Origin of the sequence: Burkholderia sp. AU27893, assembly GCF_002223205.1 — a bacterium.
Lineage (GTDB): Bacteria > Pseudomonadota > Gammaproteobacteria > Burkholderiales > Burkholderiaceae > Burkholderia.
Map to the genome: position 1 here is coordinate 2,081,549 of NZ_NKFD01000001.1, position 16,944 is coordinate 2,098,492.

General features: G+C 69.6%; 15 protein-coding genes. 11 read left to right on the forward strand and 4 right to left on the reverse strand.

Features of this window, described 5'->3' with window-relative positions; translation table 11 throughout:
• Nucleotides 1-3: 3 nt before the first annotated feature.
• The 6 genes from cobN to CFB47_RS09855 all read left to right on the forward strand — a co-directional run bounded on the left by cobN (nucleotide 4) and on the right by CFB47_RS09855 (nucleotide 7,179).
• On the forward strand, nucleotides 4-3,810 hold the full coding sequence (cobN, locus tag CFB47_RS09830; RefSeq protein ID WP_089461040.1) for a cobaltochelatase subunit CobN: 3,807 nt from the start codon (nucleotides 4-6) through the stop codon (nucleotides 3,808-3,810).
• Nucleotides 3,807-4,883, forward strand: coding sequence for an ATP-binding protein (locus tag CFB47_RS09835; RefSeq protein ID WP_089461041.1), 1,077 nt, complete (start codon nucleotides 3,807-3,809; stop codon nucleotides 4,881-4,883). Before cobN ends, CFB47_RS09835 begins: the two co-directional genes overlap by 4 nt.
• A 68-nt stretch (nucleotides 4,884-4,951) precedes the next feature.
• Nucleotides 4,952-5,560 (forward strand): VWA domain-containing protein, encoded by a 609-nt coding sequence (locus CFB47_RS09840; protein ID WP_089461042.1) that lies wholly within the window; start codon nucleotides 4,952-4,954, stop codon nucleotides 5,558-5,560.
• A gap of 61 nt (nucleotides 5,561-5,621) precedes the next feature.
• Entirely contained in the window at nucleotides 5,622-6,074 is a 453-nt protein-coding gene (locus CFB47_RS09845; protein ID WP_089461043.1) for a YaiI/YqxD family protein, read from the forward strand.
• 174 nt (nucleotides 6,075-6,248) lie between these two features.
• Nucleotides 6,249-6,821 (forward strand): DUF1993 family protein, encoded by a 573-nt coding sequence (locus CFB47_RS09850; RefSeq protein ID WP_089461044.1) that lies wholly within the window; start codon nucleotides 6,249-6,251, stop codon nucleotides 6,819-6,821.
• A 31-nt stretch (nucleotides 6,822-6,852) separates the two neighbouring features.
• Nucleotides 6,853-7,179: a low molecular weight protein tyrosine phosphatase family protein gene (locus CFB47_RS09855; RefSeq protein WP_089461045.1), complete on the forward strand. Its 327-nt coding sequence runs from the start codon at nucleotides 6,853-6,855 to the stop codon at nucleotides 7,177-7,179.
• A 21-nt stretch (nucleotides 7,180-7,200) separates the two neighbouring features.
• On the opposite strand, the gene CFB47_RS09860 is transcribed toward CFB47_RS09855, so the two are convergent.
• Together CFB47_RS09860 and CFB47_RS09865 are read right to left on the reverse strand one after the other, a co-directional pair.
• The gene (locus CFB47_RS09860; protein WP_089461046.1) at nucleotides 7,201-7,623 is read right to left on the reverse strand and encodes an NUDIX hydrolase; all 423 of its coding nucleotides are present in this window, start codon (nucleotides 7,621-7,623) and stop codon (nucleotides 7,201-7,203) included.
• A 150-nt stretch (nucleotides 7,624-7,773) separates the two neighbouring features.
• On the reverse strand, nucleotides 7,774-8,034 hold the full coding sequence (locus CFB47_RS09865) for a hypothetical protein (RefSeq protein ID WP_089461047.1): 261 nt from the start codon (nucleotides 8,032-8,034) through the stop codon (nucleotides 7,774-7,776).
• Between the two features lie 274 nt (nucleotides 8,035-8,308).
• On the opposite strand from CFB47_RS09865, the gene CFB47_RS09870 reads away from it, so the two are divergent.
• From CFB47_RS09870 to CFB47_RS09885, 4 genes are all read left to right on the forward strand, one after another.
• Nucleotides 8,309-9,487, forward strand: a complete 1,179-nt coding sequence (locus CFB47_RS09870; protein ID WP_089461048.1) for a CaiB/BaiF CoA-transferase family protein — start codon at nucleotides 8,309-8,311, stop codon at nucleotides 9,485-9,487.
• Between the two features lie 106 nt (nucleotides 9,488-9,593).
• A complete protein-coding gene (locus tag CFB47_RS09875) occupies nucleotides 9,594-10,895 on the forward strand; it encodes a CitMHS family transporter (RefSeq protein WP_089461049.1) in 1,302 nt (433 codons plus the stop codon).
• 145 nt (nucleotides 10,896-11,040) lie between these two features.
• Nucleotides 11,041-12,207: an acyl-CoA dehydrogenase family protein gene (locus CFB47_RS09880; RefSeq protein WP_089461050.1), complete on the forward strand. Its 1,167-nt coding sequence runs from the start codon at nucleotides 11,041-11,043 to the stop codon at nucleotides 12,205-12,207.
• 60 nt (nucleotides 12,208-12,267) lie between these two features.
• The gene (locus CFB47_RS09885; protein ID WP_089461051.1) at nucleotides 12,268-13,011 is read left to right on the forward strand and encodes an IclR family transcriptional regulator; all 744 of its coding nucleotides are present in this window, start codon (nucleotides 12,268-12,270) and stop codon (nucleotides 13,009-13,011) included.
• A 117-nt stretch (nucleotides 13,012-13,128) separates the two neighbouring features.
• On the opposite strand, the gene CFB47_RS09890 is transcribed toward CFB47_RS09885, so the two are convergent.
• Entirely contained in the window at nucleotides 13,129-14,484 is a 1,356-nt protein-coding gene (locus CFB47_RS09890; protein ID WP_089461052.1) for a chitinase, read from the reverse strand.
• A 250-nt stretch (nucleotides 14,485-14,734) separates the two neighbouring features.
• Nucleotides 14,735-15,637, reverse strand: a complete 903-nt coding sequence (locus CFB47_RS09895; protein ID WP_089461053.1) for a LysR substrate-binding domain-containing protein — start codon at nucleotides 15,635-15,637, stop codon at nucleotides 14,735-14,737.
• A gap of 94 nt (nucleotides 15,638-15,731) precedes the next feature.
• On the opposite strand from CFB47_RS09895, the gene CFB47_RS09900 reads away from it, so the two are divergent.
• Nucleotides 15,732-16,940, forward strand: a complete 1,209-nt coding sequence (locus CFB47_RS09900; protein WP_089461054.1) for an MFS transporter — start codon at nucleotides 15,732-15,734, stop codon at nucleotides 16,938-16,940.
• Nucleotides 16,941-16,944: the final 4 nt, after the last annotated feature.

Below are 16,944 nucleotides of genomic sequence, written 5' to 3' on the forward strand. Positions count from 1 at the left end.
ACGATGCATCTGCTGCGCACCACGCCGGGCGGCTTCGTCGACGATACGCAGGGCGTCGTCCGGATCGACCAGCAACCGGCCGACATCGTGATCCTGAGCTCGGCCGACACGACGCTGTCGCTGCTCGCGAGCGTCGTGCCGCATCTGCCGGCCGGCTTCCCGAGCGTGCGGCTCGCGAACGTCACGTTCCTGCGGCAGCCGGCGTCGGTCGACTTCTATGTCGACGACGTGCTGCAGCATGCGAAGTCGGTCGTGATCGATCATCTCGGCGGCGAGGCGTACTGGCCGTACGGAATCGAGCAGGCCGTGTCGCTCGCGTCGAAGCGCGGGCAGCAGCTCGCGATGTTCTCGGGCGACCTGCAGGAAGACCCGAACCTCGTCGCGAAGAGCACCGTCGCGCCCGACCTGTGCCGGCTGTGGTGGCGCTACCTGCGTGAAGGCGGCGTGCACAACGCCGAGGCGCTGCTGCGCAGCATTGCATTTCACACGCTCGGGTTCGGCGAAGAACCCGAACTGCCGCGCCCGCTGCCAGCCGCCGCGCTGTATCACCCGGCGCGCGACCGCGCGAGCGTCGACGACTGGCGGCCGCGCTGGACGCCCGGCGCGCCCGTCGTTGCGATCCTGTTCTATCGCGCGCACTGGCAGGCCGCGAACACGGCCGTGTTCGATGCGCTGGCCGATGCGCTCATCGTTGAGGGGCTGAATCCTCTGCCAATCGCGGTCACGTCGCTGAAGGACGCGGTGAGCCGCGAAGTCATCACGCAGCTCTGCGACGCGCACGACGTCGCGCTCGTGCTGAACACGACCGCATTCGCGGCCGGCGCGATCGACAGCCCCGAGCACGACGTGCTCGCCGGCGACGCGCCGGTATTGCAGGTGATCCTGTCCGGCGGCAATCGCGACGCGTGGGTGGCCGACAACCAGGGCCTGCATGCGCGCGACATCGCGATGCACATCGCGCTGCCCGAGGTCGACGGCCGCATCGTCACGCGCGCGGTGAGCTTCAAGGGGCTCGCGTACCGCTGCCCGCACACCGAGGTCGACGTCGTGCGCTACCAGCCGGATGCCGAGCGGATCGCGTTCGTCGCGACGCTCGCGCGCGGCTGGTGCCGGCTGCGCACGCTCGATCACGCCGACAAGCGCGTCGCGCTGATTCTCGCGAACTATCCGCAAAGCGAAGGGCGGATCGGCAACGGCGTCGGCCTCGACACGCCGGCGTCCGCGCTGCGCGTGCTCGCGGCGCTGCGCGATGCGGGCTACACGGTGGCCGACCTGCCGCCCGACGGCGACGCGCTGATCGCGCGCCTCACCGAAGGCGTGACCAACGACGCGGCCGTGCATGCGTTGCGCCCCGCATTCCAGAGCTTCCCGCTGGCCGACTACGTCGCGCGTTTCGCGCGATTGCCGGCGGCCGTGCGCGACGCGCTGAACGAACGCTGGGGGCCGCCCGAAGCCGACCCGACGCTGCGGCAAGGCCGCTTCACGATCGCGGGCTGGCGCGCGGGCAACGTGTTCGTCGGCATCCAGCCGTCGCGCTCGCGCGGCGAGAACGACTACGCGAGCTACCACGACGCGGAGCTCGTGCCGCCGCACGCGTATCTCGCGTTCTATTTCTGGCTGCGCGATGCGTACCGCATCGACGCGGTCATCCATCTCGGCAAGCACGGCAACCTCGAATGGCTGCCGGGCAAGAGCGTCGCGCTGTCCGACGCGTGCTGGCCCGACCTGACGCTCGGGCCGCTGCCGCACCTGTATCCGTTCATCGTCAACGATCCGGGCGAGGGCAGCCAGGCGAAGCGCCGCGCGCAGGCCGTGATCATCGATCACCTGATGCCGCCGCTCACGCGCGCGGAAAACTACGGCCCGCTGCAGGAGCTCGAACGGCAGGTCGACGAATACTACGAAGCGCTGATGGTCGATGCGCGGCGCGCGAAGCTGCTGCGCAAGACGATCCTCGCGACGATCGCCGAGCATCGTCTGCATGACGAACTGAGCGTGTCGCCGCCGCGCGATGCCGGCGACGAAGATGCGCTGCTCACGCGCGTCGACGCATGGCTGTGCGAACTGAAGGAAGCGCAGATCCGCGACGGGCTGCACGTGTTCGGCGAATCGCCGATCGAGCGTCAGCGGCGCGATACGCTGCTCGCGCTCGCGCGCTTTCCGGTCGGCGACGGCAAGGGCCCGCGCGCCGGGCTGATCGGTGCGCTGGCGCGCGATCTCGCACTCGGCGACGACTTCGATCCGCTCGCAGCCGACTGGGCCGCGCCGTGGTTTGGCCCACGACCGGCGATCCTGCAGGCGCTCGACGCATCGCCGTGGCGCCATGCGGGGGACACGCGCGAGCGGCTCGAACGGCTCGCGCAACAATGGCTGGACGGGCTGTGCGCAACGGGCGGCGGCACGGGCACCGACGCGACACCGCCCGGCGACTGGCCGCACACGCTCGCGGTGATCGAGCGCGTTCGCGAAACGCTGCTGCCCGCGCTCGACGCGTGCGGCAGCGAGGAAATGCGTCACCTGCTGCGCGGGCTCGACGGCCGCTTCGTGCCGCCGGGGCCGAGCGGCTCGCCGTCGCGCGGCCGCCCCGACGTGCTGCCGACCGGCCGCAATTTCTACTCGGTCGATACACGCGCGGTGCCGACGCAGGCCGCGTGGTCGCTCGGCCTGAAATCCGCGCAGCAACTGATCGAGCGCCATCTGCAGGATCACGGCGACTATCCGCGCGCGATCGGCCTGTCCGTCTGGGGCACGGCGACGATGCGCACGGGCGGCGACGACATCGCGCAGGCGTTCGCGCTGCTCGGCGTGCGGCCGAAATGGGCGCACGGCAGCCATCGCGTGACCGACTTCGAGATCCTGCCGATCGAGATCTTCGACCGGCCGCGCATCGACGTGACGCTGCGCGTGTCGGGCTTCTTCCGCGACGCGTTCCCGAACCTGATGCACCTGTTCGACGCGGCCGTGCAGGCAGTGGCCGCGCTCGACGAACCCGAGGAGCTGAACCCGATCCGCGCGCGCATCGAGCGCGAACGCGAAAAATGGGTCGCGCAGGGCGTGGCGCCGGACGAAGCGCGACGCCGTGCCGGCTGGCGCGTATTCGGCGCGCGGCCGGGCAGCTACGGCGCGGGCCTGCAGGACCTGATCGACCAGCGCCGCTGGCAGACCGACGCCGATCTCGCCGATGCCTACCGCCAGTGGGGCGGCCATGCGTACGCACAGAACAGCGCGGGCGATGCGGCGGCCGACGTGTTCGGCGAGCGGCTCGCGACGATCGACGTCGTCGTGCAGAACCAGGACAGCCGCGAGCACGACATCCTCGATTCGAACGACTACTACCAGTTCCAGGGCGGGATGACGGCGGCCGTGCGGCACCTTTCGGGGCAGCAGCCGAGCATCTACCACGGCGACCATGCGAATCCGGCCGCGCCGAAGATGCGCACGCTGCGCGAGGAAATCGCGCGCGTGATCCGCTCGCGCGTCGTCAACCCGAAATGGCTCGACGGCGTGAAGCGCCATGGTTACAAGGGCGCGGCCGAGCTGGCCGCGACGGTCGACTACCTGTACGGCTATGACGCGACCGCGCGCGTGCTGTCCGACCACCAGTACGCGCTCGTCGCCGACGCTTACCTGTTCGACGACGCCACCCGCGCGTTCCTCGAGCGGCACAATCCGAAGGCGCTGCACGGCATCTGCGAACGTTTCGTCGAGGCGATGCAGCGCGGCCTGTGGCAGCAGCCGGGCGACTATCGCGAACGGATCGAAGCGGTCTGGCTCGCGAGCGAACAACTCCAGGAAGGAGGACGGCGATGACCGATCCGACGACGCACCGCGCCCGCGCGGTTTTTCCGTTTGCGGCGCTCGTCGCGCAGGATGCGCTGCAGCAGGCGCTGCTGCTCGCCGCGATCGACCCGTCGCTCGGCGGCGTGCTCGTGAGCGGGCCGCGCGGCACCGCGAAATCGACCGCGGCGCGCGGCCTCGCGGAACTGTTGCCCGAGGGCCAGTTCGTCACGCTGCCGCTGTCGGCGAGCGACGAGCAGGTGACGGGCACGCTCGATCTCGCGCATGCGCTCGCCGAAAACGGCGTGCGCTTCCGGCCGGGCCTGCTCGCGCGGGCGCATCTCGGCGTGCTGTATGTCGACGAAGTGAACCTGCTTGCGGACGGGCTCGTCGATACGCTGCTCGACGTCGCCGCGAGCGGTGTGAACATCGTCGAGCGCGATGGCGTGTCGCACGCGCACGATGCGCGCTTCGTGCTCATCGGTACGATGAATCCGGAGGAGGGCGAGCTGCGTCCGCAACTGCTCGATCGCTTCGGTTTGATGGTCGAGCTGGAGAACTGCTTCGACGCCGCGCAGCGCGAGCGGATCGTGAAGGCGCGGCTTGCATTCGATCTCGATCCGGATGCATTCCGCGCACGTCATGCGTCCGCGCAACGCGCACTCGGCGACCGGATTCAGGCAGCACGCGCACGGCTCGCGGCGCTCGAGTTCGACGATACGGTTCATGCGCGCGTCAGTGCGCTGTGCATCGACGCGGCCGTCGACGGCCTGCGTGCCGATCTCGTGATGCTGCGCGCGGCGCGTGCGCTCGCCGCGCTGGAGCAGGCCGACGCGGTGACGGTGTCGCATGTGGAGCGGGTGGCCGACGCGGTGCTGCGGCATCGGCGCCACGCGGGCCCACCGCCGTCGTCCGGCGCGCAGCAACCCAACGACGAACGCGACGGTCGCTCTGCGCCCGATGCACGCGATCGCCCCAACGATTCACCGGGGGCCGCGCAAAGCGATGCCGCGGCATCGCAGGGCGACTGGGGCTACCTGCCGCCCGAACCGGCCGGGCTGCGCGACGTGAAAAGCGTGGTGCCGCTGCCGCTAAAAAAACGCTGAGCCATCGAGCCGGCGCCGCCGCGGACACCGTTCGCGGCCCTCGATGGCAATCAGGCGCAGCCGCGCGCGTGCCGGGCACGACACGCACCGGCACCACCGTGGCGTGGCCGGCGACGCTCGTCGCGAAGCGCGGCGGCCCGCTGCATCGCGACCATCTGCGCTTCCGCGAACGTGCCGGCACGCCGCACGCACTGCATTGCTTCGTGCTCGACTGCTCGGCGTCGATGCTGTCGCACGAGCGGCTCGCACTGGCGAAGGGGCTGATCGTCGCGTATTTCGACCAGGCCGCGCGCGACCGCGTCGAAACCGCGCTGATCTGTTTCGGCGGCCATGGCGCCGTGCGCCGCTTCGGCCCGGCCGTGCCGCGCTGGTGGAATGCGCGCTGGCTCGAACCGGTCGAAGGCGGCGGCGGCACGCCGCTCGCGGACGGCATCGCGGCCGCCACGCAATTGCTCGCACGCGCGGCGCGGCGTGAGCCGGGCAAGCAGCGCTGGCTGTGGGTGCTGTCCGACGGCCGCACGCGCGAGACGCCCGCGAAACCTTCGGCGGCCGATCACGTCGTATTCGTCGACTTCGACGATGCGGCCGTGCGGATCGGGCAGGGCGCGCGGCTCGCCGCGGCGTGGGGCGCGCAGTGGGTGACGGCCGACGCGCTGTGCACGGGCCGCGCCGGCTGATGGCCGGCCGGCGGTGCGCTATGATCGCCGCTTCTGCTTCAACCCTTTGGAACAACCTGCCATGCAAGTACTGGTCGATGCCGACGCGTGTCCCGCCGTCGTCAAGGACATGCTGTTTCGCGCCGCGCGTCGTGCCGAAATCTGCGTGACGCTGGTCGCGAACCAGTTTCTGCGCACGCCGCCGTCGCCGTTCATCAAGGCGGTGCAGGTGCCGGCCGGTTTCGACGTGGCCGATGCGCGCATCGTCGAGCGGGTGGAAGCGGGCGACCTCGTGATCACCGCCGACATTCCGCTGGCCGCCGCCGTGCTCGACAAGGGCGCGCATGCGCTCGACCCGCGCGGCAACTGGTTCAGCCGCGAGAACATCGAGGAGCGCCTGTCGACGCGCGCGATGATGGACCAGTTGCGCAGCGCGGGCATCGACACGGGCGGCCCGGCGCCGTTCAGCGCACGCGACGGCAAGGCGTTCGCCGCGCAGTTCGACCGGTTCCTGGCGCGACAGGGCAAGCCTTGAGGTTGGGTCGCGGCGGCCGCGCGTCGTGAACGCCCCGCGTGGGGCGGCACCTGTGCGCCATGCGCTGCCTCACCGAATCCGCGTTCAATCGCGCTCGTTGCCCCTGCGAGGATGCAGGTTTCTCCCTGCGCTGCTATCGTGGCGCAAACCACAACACAGCATAGGAGGGCGCGCGTGTCACCGACTCAACTTCTCGTTCCGACCTTCACCCAGATGCTGCGCGCGCAGTCCGCGTGGCTCGACAAGGCTGCCGCACACCGCCAGGCCGCGGGCGACGCGCCCGACGCGGCGATGTCGCTGAAGCTGGCGCCCGACATGTATCCGCTCGCGGCGCAGGTGCGCTTCTCGTGCTTCCAGGCGATGGAGCCCGTCCACCGGCTGCGCGGCGAACCGCTGCCGGCCGCGTTGCTCGCATTGCGCGAGGCAGGGTGGCATGCGGATGCGCAGCCCGGCACGCTCGCCGATGCGCAGGCGATCATCGCCGGCACGCTCACGTTTCTCGGCGACCTCGCACCGGATGCGCTCGACGGCGGTGCCGCGCGGCCGATCGCGCTCGACTTGCCGAACGGGATCGCGTTCGACATGACGGGCGAACAGTACGCGCGCGACTGGGCGCTGCCGCAGTTCTACTTCCACGCGATCACCGCGTACGCAATCCTGCGCCACCACGGCGTCGAACTCGGCAAGGCCGACTACGTGCCGCACATGCTCGCGTACGTCCGGCCGGGCACGATTCCGCAAGGTTGAGCGGGCAGGCGCCGGGCAACCGCGAAGCGACATGACGCGGGCGCTCTTCATCTGCAGCCGCAACCGGCTGCGCAGCCCGACGGCCGAAGCGGTGTTCGCCGCGTGGCCGGGCGTCGAAACCGACTCCGCGGGCCTCGCGCCGGATGCGGACACGCGCGTGTCCGCCGAGCAGCTCGACTGGGCCGATGTCGTATTCGTGATGGAACGTGCGCACAAGGCGCGGCTGGCAGCGCAATTCGGTGTGCATCTGCGGGACAAGAAGATCGTGTGCCTCGATATTCCCGACCGGTACGCCTACATGCAGCCGGAACTTGTCACGTTGCTCGAACGCAAGGCCGGCCCGTTGCTGCGCGCATGACCGGCGGGAGCGCTATCGACGTCAGCGCAGCCGGCCGTTCGCGATCGCCGAAAAACCGTCGAGACGCAGCAGCTCGATGATCTTGCGCGTCGGCACACTCGCACGCAGCGTGTCGAGCCGGTCGACGGTAAACCACTTGCAGCGGGCGATCTCGTTGCTCGCGCGCGGCGTCAGGTGCGCCGGCACGTCGGCCACGAACACGTGATGGAGCTTCGTCAGCCCGCCGAACTGCACCGCGTAATCGAGCGCCAGCCCCTCCAGCCGCGTTTCCTCCGCAAGCTCCCGCAGGGCAGCATCGAGCGGCGTCTCGCCACGCCGGATCGTGCCGCCCGGCAGCGACCAGCGCGACGCGGTGCGAGCGACCAGCAGCACGCTGCTGCGCTGACGGCACACGATCGTGGCGCGTTCCTTGATGACGGCGAGAGTGTCCAGCCCGGTACTCATGTTCGGTAAAACAGGTGCTGAATCGTGGAGAAAATGCGTGTCGGCGGCGCGTGACCCGGCAGCAGGCCGCAACGGCGTACAGGCAGCCGCACCGATCTTAGCCGCCGTTCATGACAGTTCCATGCACGCGTTCGCGGGACACGCGCCGGGTCACGCGTGCGTATAGATGCCGCTGCGCGTGGGTTTCACGTGGCGCGACTGGCGGCGCTTGTGGACGGCCCGCCGATGGTGGGACGGCGGCGGCGTGACGTGCCGGCGCGCGGGCACGGGCCGTGCGGTCGGTGACGCCGACTGCGGCGCGCCACCCGGCATCCCGGTCTGTCCTTCGCCGAAGTGGAACGTCTGGGTTTGCGCATGTCCGACGCCCAGCGTCGACGCCAGCATGAAGGCCGCCAGCAGCATCCGTTTCATGAATGATCCGTCCGATTTTTTTGAGGTGAAGGTTGCCCGCCAGCTTAACGAAAGGCGGGACGCCACCGCAACCGGCCCGTGTTCGGCGTCGCTCCCGCTTACTCACGGCGGCGTCTTTCGCTTCGCGTCAGGATGCCGCCGGGGTTGACAACGTAATTCCTGAGTGTGAATATAAATTCACATACAAGAATTATTCGCCGAATCCGGAGCTCGCGCCCAAGTGCCGGGCCTGCCGGACCGGCCGTCCGATCAACCGGAACCAGGAGCGGGACGCATGGCGGAACACGAGCAGCAGGGCGCGCTGGCGGGATTGCGCATCATCGATCTGTCGCGGGTGCTGGGTGGCCCGTATGCGACGCAGATCCTGGCCGACCACGGCGCGGAGGTGATCAAGGTCGAACCGCCGTCCGGGGACGAGACGCGCACCTGGGGCCCGCCGTTCGACGGCGATACCGCGTCGTACTTCCTCGGCGTGAACCGCAACAAGCTCGGGATCGCGCTCGACCTGACGCAACCGGCCGACCGCGAGCGGCTGCTCGGCCTGCTCGAACACGCGGACGCGATCGTCGAGAACTTCAAGATCGGCACGATGGAGCGCTGGGGGCTCGGCTTCGACGCGCTGCATGCGCGGTTTCCGCGCCTCGTCCATTGCCGCGTGTCGGGCTTCGGCGCGGACGGCCCGCTCGGCGGGCTGCCCGGCTACGACGCGGCCGTGCAGGCGCTCGCGGGGCTGATGAGCGTCAATGGCGAAGCCGGCGGCGCGCCGCTGCGGGTCGGCGTGCCGATCGTCGATCTCGTGACCGGGCTGAACGCGGCGCTCGGCGTGCTGATGGCGCTGCGCGAGCGCGACGCGAGCGGCCGCGGCCAGTTCGTCGAATCGACGCTGTTCGACTGCGCGCTGTCGATCCTGCATCCGCATACGCCGAACTTCTTCCATTCGGGGAAGGCACCCGTGCGCACCGGCAATGCGCATCCGAACATCACGCCGTACGACAGCTTTCCGACGGCGAGCGTCGACATCTTTCTGGCGGTCGGCAACAACGGGCAGTTCGCGGGCTTGTGCGACGTGCTCGGCACGCGCGACTGGCTCGACGATCCGCGTTTCGCGGACAACCGCGCGCGCAGCGCGAACCGCGCCGCGTTGCGCACGCTGCTCGAAACGGCGCTGGCCGCCCACGACGGCGCGGCGCTCGCCGAGCAACTGATGCGCCGCGGCGTGCCGTGCGCGCCGGTGCTCGGGCTCGATGCGGCGCTCGACCATCCGCATGTCGCGCATCGGCGGATGAAGGTCGAGCTGGGCCGGCATCGCGGCATCGCGTCGCCGATCAAGCTCGGCCGCACGCCGGCCACGTACCGGCGGCCGCCGCCCGCGCTGAACGAACACGCGGCGCAGGTGTTTGCCGACGCCGCGGCCAACGCTGACGACCGCGACCACGACACGCACCGGGACTGACCCGCATCGCGGCCGCCGGCCGTGTCGCGCGCCCGACGGCGCCGCACTGCCACTCGCACACCACGCCGGGCGACGACGCGCGCACCGGTTGAAAAGGAGACGCATCATGCTTGCATGGATCGGCGCGATCGCCATCGTCGCGCTGTTCGGCCTGATCATCACGAAGCGGCTGTCGCCGCTGGTCGCGCTGATCGTCGTGCCGGTGGCCGCGTCGCTCGCGGCCGGGTTCGGGCTCGCGACCGGCAAGTTCATCGTGCACGGCGTCCAGAACATCGGCCCGATCGCCGGGATGTTCGTTTTTGCGATTCTTTTTTTCGGAATCCTCACCGATGCCGGGATGCTCGATCCGATCATCGCGGGCGTGCTGCGCGTGATCGGCTGCCATCCGCCGCGTATCGTAATGGGCTCGGCGCTGCTCGCGCTGCTGATCCATCTCGACGGTTCGGGCGCCGTCACGTTTCTCGTCACGCTGCCCGCGATGATGCCGCTCTATACGCGGCTCGGGATGGATCGCCGCATCCTCGCGTGCGTCGCGTCGATGGCGGCCGGCGTCAATTTCCTGCCGTGGGTCGGGCCGATGCTGCGCGCATCGGCGGCGCTGCACATTCCCGGCTCCGCGATCTTCATGCCGATGATTCCGGTGCAGATCGTCGGGCTGGTATTCGTGTTCGGCACCGCCTACGTGCTCGGCGTGCGCGAGGCGAAGCGGCTCGGGCTCGATCGTGCCGGCGCGGCGTCGCTCGCGATCGCGCCCCGGGCGCTGACCGACGACGAGCGCGCATTGCGCCGGCCGGAACGCTTCCGGATCAATCTCGTGCTGACGCTCGTCGTGCTCGTCACGCTCGTGTCGGGCATCGTCGACCCGATGGTGATGTTCATGCTCGGCGCGGTCGCCGCGCTCGTGATCAACTACCCGGACGTGCAGGCCCAGCGCGAGCGGATCGACGCGCATGCCAAGGCCGCGCTGATGATGGCGAGCGTGCTGCTAGCGGCCGGAGCATTCACCGGCATCATGTCCGGCACGGGCATGCTGAAGGCGATGGCGGACGTGGTCGTCGCGCACGTGCCGGTCGAGCATGCGCGCCACATGCCGTTCGTGCTCGGGCTGCTGTCGATGCCGCTCAGCCTGCTGTTCGACCCCGATTCGTTCTACTTCGGCGTGCTGCCGGTGCTCGCGGAAAGCGCGAAGCTGCTCGGCGTGCCGCCGATCCAGATGGCGCAGGCAGCACTGCTCGGCCAGATGACGACGGGCTTTCCGGTCAGCCCGCTCACGCCCGCGACGTTCCTGATCGTCGGCCTGACCGGCGTCGAGCTCGCCGAGCACCAGAAATTCACGATTCCGTTCCTGTTTGCCGCCACCGTGCTGATGGTGTTCGCCGCGGTGATCGTGGGCGTGTTTCCGCTGTGAGCGCCCGGGACCTGCCGCTTCGTGCCGGCGCTCCGGGAGGGCAATCCCTCAAGGAACGCTCGTCGGAGCGCAAGCTTCGACGCCGCCGGGCGTTTTCCTTCTTGAAAGCGGCGCAGCCGCTTCGCCTTTTCCAGGAGTGCATGCCATGCAGTTCGACCTGACCGATGACCAGCGCGCGATCGAAAGCGCGATCGAGAAAATCTGTGCACGCTTCGGCGACGACTACTGGCTCGAACGCGATCGCGCGGGCGGGTTTCCGGCCGACTTCCACGCGGCGCTCGCCGAGGCCGGCTGGCTCGGCATCGCGATGGACCCGGCCCATGGCGGCGCCGGGCTCGGGATGACCGAGGCCGCGTTGATGATGCGCACGATCAGCGCGTCGGGCGCCGGCCTGTCCGGCGCGTCGGCCGTCCACATGAACATCTTCGGGCTGAATCCGGTGCAGGTGTTCGGCACCGACGCGCAGAAGGCGCGCTTCCTGCCGCCGCTGATCGCCGGGCGCGACAAGGCGTGCTTTGCCGTGACGGAACCCGATGCGGGCCTCGACACCACGCACCTGAGCACGCAGGCGCGCCGCGACGGCGACCATTACGTGCTGAGCGGGCGCAAGATCTGGATCTCGACCGCGCAGGTCGCGAACAAGATGCTGATCATCGCGCGCACGACGCCGCTCGACCAGGTCGCGAAGGCGACCGACGGGCTGAGCCTGTTCTATACCGACCTCGACCGCTCGCGCGTCGAGGTGCGCGAGATCGAGAAAATGGGCCGCAAGGCGGTCGATTCGAACATGCTGTTCATCGACAACCTGCGCGTGCCGGAAGGCGACCTGATCGGCAACGAAGGCGACGGCTTCCGCTACCTGCTGCATGGGCTGAATCCCGAGCGGATCCTGATCGCCGCGGAGGCGATCGGGCTCGGACAGGCCGCGCTGCGCCGCGCGACGCAGTATGCGTGCGAGCGCGTCGTGTTCGGGCGGCCGATCGGGCAGAACCAGTCGATCCAGCATCCGCTCGCGCAGGCGTGGATGCAGCTCGAGGCCGCGTGGCTGATGGTGATGAAGGCCGCGACGCGCTACGACGCGGGGCAGTCGTGCGGCGCGGAGGCCAACGCCGCGAAGTACCTCGGCGCGGAAGCCGCGTTCCAGGCCTGCCAGACGGCGGTCGCGACGCACGGCGGGATGGGCTATGCGAAGGAATACCATGTCGAGCGCTACCTGCGCGAGTGTATGATTCCGAGGCTCGCGCCCGTGAGTCCGCAACTGATCCTGTGCTACATCGCGGAGAAGGTGCTCGGGCTGCCGAAGTCGTACTGACCGGTCCGCCCCGGCAGCCGGCCCGGTGCGCGGTGTCCCGTTCCGATTCAAGCACTCGTCATGGACGTCAAACTCGTTGCCCGCACGCTCGACCTGTTCGAGCTGTTCGCCGCCGAACGGCGGCCGCTGCCGCTCACCGAACTCGCGCGCCTGCTCAATGTGCCGGCGTCGAGCTGCCTCGCGATGGCGCGCACGCTCGTGAGCCGCGGCTACCTGTACGAAGTACGCAAGCGCGGGGGCTACTACCCGACGCGCCGCCTGCAGACGCTCGCCGCCGCGATCGACGCGACCGATCCGGTCGTCGACATCGTCCATCCGCATCTCGTCGCGCTGCGCGACGCGAGCCGCGAGACGGCCGTGCTCGGCAAGATCCAGGGGGTGTCGGTCACGTATCTCGACGTCGTCGAATCGGAGCAGGCGATCCGCTATACGCGCGCGCCGGGTGAACTGCGCCCGCTGCATGCGAACTCGATCGGCAAGGCGATCTTCGCGGAACTGGCCGGCGACGCGCAGCAGGCGCTCGGCGCGCAGTTGCCGTTCGAGCGCTTCACCGACGCGACGGTGGCGGATCTACCCGCGCTCGTCGCGCAAACCGCCCGGTTTCGCGAACTCGGCTGGGCCGAGAACTTCGGCGAGAGCGCGCCCGAGCTGTCGGCCATTGCGGTCGCACTGACGCTCGACGGCGACTGGTACGGGCTGTCGGTGGTCGGGCCGACCGAGCGGATTCGCCAGCATCGCGACACGCATGCGGCGCTGCTCGTCGACGCGAAGGCCACGCTGCTGGCCGAGCACGCGCGCGACTGAAAGCGGGCAGGGTGCTACCGATCAGCGGGCCGTCCGCTGGCGATCCGGTAGCTGGTGATCGCCGTGAACGGCCCCCGATGCACGGGCCTGAAGCCTAGCGCCGGCCGCTACGCCGCATCACGACTTCACCCACACGCCGCCCGCACTCGGGTTGTCGCCTTGCGTCCACCATTTCGCGCAGTATTTCGCGCCCTGGTACATCACGCAGGTGCCGCCTGAATACGCGGTGGTGGCCGACCACGTGGCGGTGCCGCCGCCGACCGCCTTCCACACGGCGGCCTGGCCGGGCACGTCGCCCTGCGTCCACCATTGCGCCTGGTACGTCGTGCCCTGGTAGGTGACCGTCGCGCCGGCCGTATAGACCTGGCCGGCCGCCCAGGGCGCACCCGGCTGCGGCGTGCCGCCGTTCGAGCCGCCGCCGTAGTTCGGATCCTGCGTGACGCCCGCGCCCCACTTGCCGTCGAGCTGCTTGAAGATCGTCGCGAACGCATACGGCTGCTGCGCGACGCCCGAGCAGGTCGGCGACGCATACGTGCCGCCCGACGGGCACGCCTGGTCGCGGCCGACCGACCAGTTGCCGAAGAAGCCGTAGCCGTTGCTGACGGCCGCATTCAGCACGCTTTGCGCATTCGCGAGCGTGAAGGTTTCGCCTTGCACGTCGTTCACGCCGATCATCGGCGTGACGCCGACCATCTGCCAGAGCTGCGCATTCGTCTTCGGCTGACCGGCCGACTTGAAGGCCGTATCGAGCTGCGAATAGAGCGCCTGCGCGGCACTGATCGCGGCCGCGCCCATGTCGAGGTTCGCGGGGCCATAGTCCATCGCCATCACGTTCACCGCATCGAACGCGGTCTTGTTCGAGATCGCCGCGTTGACGACGTTCAGGCCGTCCTGCGTGAGCCCGGTCGGCATCGTCGGCAACGTCAGCGTGACGTGCAGCGGCTTGCCTTTCGCCGCATAGCTCGCCTGCAGCTGCGTGACCGCCTGGAAGTTGCGCGCGACCGCGGCCGTGTCCGTTTGCGACGCACCTTCGATGTCGAAGTCGATGTGCGTGAGGCCGTACGTGTCGATCACGGTCTGGTACGCGCTCGCCAGCGCGGGGACCGTCGTGCACGCCTGCATCAGCGGCGTGCCGTTCGCGCCGCCGAACGACGCGGCGACTTCGCCGCCTTTCGCGCGATAGCTCGCGATCGACGTCGACAGCGCGGTCAGCAGGCTGCCGCTCGCGCCGTTGCCGATCGGCTGCACGCCGCCCCACGACGGCACGCAGCCGTTGCCCGCAACCACGAACGCGAGCGTGAACTGCTGGATGCCTTGCCGGACGCCGATCTGGTCGACGAGCGGCGTCGGATAGAGCGTCACGTCGACATAGGGCGCATAGACGCCGGCGCCCTGGGACACGCTCGCCACGGCAAGCAGGCAACCCGCCGCAAATGCGCGCGGGATGAAACGCGGCAACACATTGTTGTTCATTGTGTTCTCCAAGTGGAAGAGGGATACGCTGGCCCGCGTATCGCCGCCGGTCGGGCGACCGGGCATGCCCGGCCGACGGCGTGCTCATCTTGGAGGATTCGCGTCGAATAGTGAATGGTCAGGAGTTCTTTTTGTTATTTGATTCCCGATACGTAACGATCTTGCCGATTCGACACAGTTCCGGCATGCGTGACGCGGGTGATTTTTCCGATCGACCGGGTGAGGCCCGTCGCGTATTGCTCGCCGTGCTTCAAGCCGATGGCGGCTGCACGAGCGAGCGCGCCAGTGCGACGAAGCGTTCGACGCACACCGATGCGAACGGCTCGTTCCACGACACGATCTGCTCGACCGCGCGCGTGCCGGCGAGCGGCACGTAGACGACGCCCGGACGCTGCAGCGTGGCCGTGAAGCCCGGCACGATCGCGATGCCGCGCTCGGCGGCCACCAGCGACACGAGCGTCGTGATCTGTGCGGCGGTCGCGCCGATCCGCGGCGTGAATCCGGCTTGCGCGCACAAGTCGTCCAGTGCCGCGGTCAATGCCGAACCGTAACCGGGCGGAAAGGTGACGAAGGTTGCGTGCACAAGCGCTGCGACGTCGACGCTCGCACGGCTCGCGAGCGGATCGCCGGCCGGTACGGCCGCGACGAGCGGTTCGCGCGACACGACGAGCGATGCCACCGGCACGCCGGGCGCACCGTGCCATGCCCAGCCGAAACCGATGTCCATCGTGCCGTCCGCGATCTGCTGGCGCTGGCTCGCGGTCGCCGCCTCGCGGAACACAAGCTCGACGTCGGGCATCGTCCGGCTCGCGACGCGGATCACGTCCGGGAACGTGTCGGACATCGGAATCGAGCTCGCATAGCCGATCACGATGCGACCGGCGATGCCCTGCGCGATCTTGCGTGCACTCGCCTCGGCCTCGGCGGCCGCGCTGACGACGTGGCGCGCATGGTCGAGGAACGCGGCGCCTTCCGGCGTCAGCCGCACCGCGCGCGTCGAACGCTCGAACAGCCGGACGCCGAGCTCGCTTTCCAGCGCGGCGATATGGCGCGTCAGCGGCGGCTGCGCGACCCGCAGGCGCAACGCCGCGCGGCCGAAGTGCAGTTCGTCGGCGACGACCACGAAATAGCGGAGGCGGCGCAGGTCGAGCATTGTTGTCGTTCCGGTATCAATCGCGATGAAAACGGTATTGGCGTGCACGCGGCGCGCTCGTCAGACTGTCGGTATCGACGACCAGGCAGCTCCGATGAACGACAGAACCACGCGCATCGCGTTCTTTCTCTGCGGCTTCGCCGCGTTTCTCAATCTGTATTCGACGCAGGGCATCCTGCACGAACTCGCGGCCACCTTCGGTGTCAGCGCGGAGCGCGCGGGGCAGGGCGTGAGCGCCACCACGACGGCCGTCGCCATTATCGCGCCGTTCGTCGGCGTGCTGGCCGCGCGCATCGAGCGGCGCGTCGCGATCTCGCTCGCGGCGGTGGCCGTCGCGCTGCCGGTCGTGTGGTCCGCGCAGGCGGGCAGTTTCGCGTCGTTCCTCGGCGCGCGCTTTGCGGCCGGTCTCGTCATGCCGTTCATTTTCGCGCTGTCGATCGCGTATATCGCCGAGCGCTTCGATCGCGGCACGTCGGCCGAGATCAGCGCGCTGTTCGTCGCCGGCACGACGCTCGGCGGTTTCGCCGGCCGCTTCGCGACCAACCTGATGACATCGATCTGGGGCTGGCGGCATGCGCTCGACGTCGTCGCGGCGTTGTGTCTCGTCACGGGCGTCGCGATCTACGCGAGCCTGCCGGCGTCCGGCGCAACCGCGCGGCGCGTCGAGCATGAGGCAGATCGCGGCGCGGGGCCGTCCTGGCGCATCGTCACGCGCGGCCCGCTGCTTGCGTCGTTCGCGATCGGCGCATGCGTACTCGCGTCACAGGTCGCGACGTTCACGTTCGTCGGCCTGCGCCTCGCCCGCCCGCCGTTCAATTTCGGCACGGTCGGGATCGGCGCGATCTACGCGGTGTTTCTGGTGGCGGTGGTCGTGACCCCGCTGGCAGGACGCCTCGCGCGGCATCGCGGCCCGCGCGCGCCGGGGCTTGCCGCGGCCGCGCTCGCGATCGGCGGGGCGCTGCTCACGCTGTCCGACCACGTGCCGGTGATCCTGGCCGGCCTCGCGCTCAGCTCGACCGCCGTGTTCGTCGAACAGGCGTCGGCCAACACGTTCATCTCGCAGGCGGTGTCGAGTGCGCGCTCGACGGCGATCGGCATCTACCTGTCCTGCTATTACTTCGGCGGCAGCCTCGGCTCGATCCTGCCGGTGCCCGGCTGGCATCGGTGGGGATGGGGCGGCTGCGTCGCTTTTGTGGTCGCGGCGCAGGCCATCGTCGGCGTGCTCGTATGCCGGTTCTGGCATGCCGACGGTGCAGCCGGCACTGCGCAGGCAGACACGCGCGGCGTCACGCCGACGCGCTGACCGG